Genomic DNA, 1,585 nt, shown 5'->3' with positions numbered 1-1,585 from the left:
CACCACCGGGGCCCGCCTTCTCCCCCCCGGGTGGTTTGTGTGGCGGGTCCCGTGCGCTGTGATGGTGTGGCAGCCCCCGACGGGGGCTCCCTGAGGTCGACTGGTACGCCGGGAGCCCGCTGTCCGTGAGGTCGGCGGGATGCCGACTCAGCCGCGCGTCGCTGTGCCCCGACGCGACGGGAGCCAGACGAGACCCGCGGCACCCAGGAACACCAGGGATGCTGCCACCAGACCGATCACGGGCAACGAGCCCGTGCCACCGGTCTTGGGAAGGGTGGCGGCCGGGTCGCTGCTCCCACCGCCGCTCCCGCCACCGTCACCGTCGGCCGGAGGCTCGCTGCTGACCGTCATCTTGGACAGCGTCCCCGATCCCGTGCACTTCGCGCCGATGGACGCAGAAGGGAAGTCGAACGAGAATCCCGAAGCCTTCACGTCGAGCTCGTCACCGGACGCCTTGACGCTGCCCTTGAGCGTCGGGACGGGGACCACGGCCTTCGGCGCGGCGTTGACCGTGTCCGTCGCCGTGAGCGTGGTCGCCGTACCCCCGACCGACAGGTTGAGCGTGTACTCCATCGAGCCGTCGATCGGGACCGGCGCGATGCCGGGGAGCTTGCTCATCGTCGCCTGGAGGGAGACCGGGTCGCCCGCGTTCTTGCGGTATCCGGAGACCGAGATCGTGGCGTTGTAGTCGAACTTCGACCCGATCGACATGACGCACGCGAACTTCACCGTGCCCTTGGCGGGCTTGCCAGGGTTCCCTGCCGGCGGAGCCGAGGTCGGCGCCTTCGCCGGAGCGGTGGTCGGCGCCTTCGTCGGCTTAGGCGTAGGCGTAGGCGTAGTCGGCGTAGGCGGCGGCTCATCGCTCACCGTCAGCACCGACAGCGCCGTGGACGCCGTGCACTGGCCACCGACGCCGGAGACCACGAACGTGAACGCGGTCGCCGTCACCGGCAGCTCGGCCTTGCTCGAGGTCACCGTGCCGGACACGTCGGCCACCGGGACGGGCCCGTTCGGGGCGGCCGTGGTCGGCCCCGTGCCTTTGAGCGTGACCGCCTGACCGTCGATCGTCAGCTTCAACGTCGCGCTCATCGACGCGTTGTTGATCGCCACCGGCGCCACGCCCGGGAGGTCGCTGAGCGTGGCCCGCAACGTCACGGGGCCACCCTCCGCCGCACGGTAGCCCGCGACCGAGACCTTCGCCGCGTAGTCGAAGTCCTTCTTGAAGTCGGGCATCGTGCACGAGAACGCGACCGTTCCTGCCGCCGGCGTGCCCTCGGCCGCGGCCGCCGGACTCGACACCAGCGCGAGCGAGCCGCCCATCAGCGCGACGGCGCCCGCGACCCGTGCGAGCGCACCGAGGCGCGTGCGCGCCCTCATGCGCTGACTCCGTGACGACGACGACCCGGGAAGACCAGCAGCACGCCGAGTCCGCCCATCAGAAGCGCGCCCGCGGCCATCAGCAGCACGGGCAGGCTGTCGGTGCCGCCGGTCTTGGGGAGGGCACCCGCGTTGTCGTTGTCGGGCACGGTCGGCGCCGGGTTCGCCGCCGCAGCCGGCTTGTCGGCGACCGGCTTGTCCGCGCCTG

The 1,585-nt window shown here is 71.7% G+C and carries 2 protein-coding genes; both read right to left on the bottom strand.

Annotated elements, in window-relative coordinates; all coding sequences use genetic code 11:
- Positions 1–147: 147 nt before the first annotated feature.
- Positions 148–1,377 (bottom strand): hypothetical protein, encoded by a 1,230-nt coding sequence (locus PV363_RS17770; protein WP_301023089.1) that lies wholly within the window; start codon positions 1,375–1,377, stop codon positions 148–150.
- Positions 1,374–1,585: LPXTG cell wall anchor domain-containing protein (locus PV363_RS17765; RefSeq protein WP_301023088.1), on the bottom strand; the 212-nt coding region annotated here is incomplete at its 5' end. The genes PV363_RS17770 and PV363_RS17765, both read right to left, overlap by 4 nt.

The sequence above is a fragment of the Mumia sp. genome, assembly GCF_028803055.1.
GTDB lineage: Bacteria > Actinomycetota > Actinomycetes > Propionibacteriales > Nocardioidaceae > Mumia.
Note: the sequence above shows the minus strand (reverse complement) of the source record. Positions and strands in the feature narration are given on the sequence as shown.

Excerpts from the sequence above, each read along its gene's own strand:
- PV363_RS17770 (WP_301023089.1), bottom strand. The coding sequence starts at position 1,377 with ATGAGGGCGCGCACGCGCCTCGGTGCGCTCGCACGGGTCGCGGGCGCC.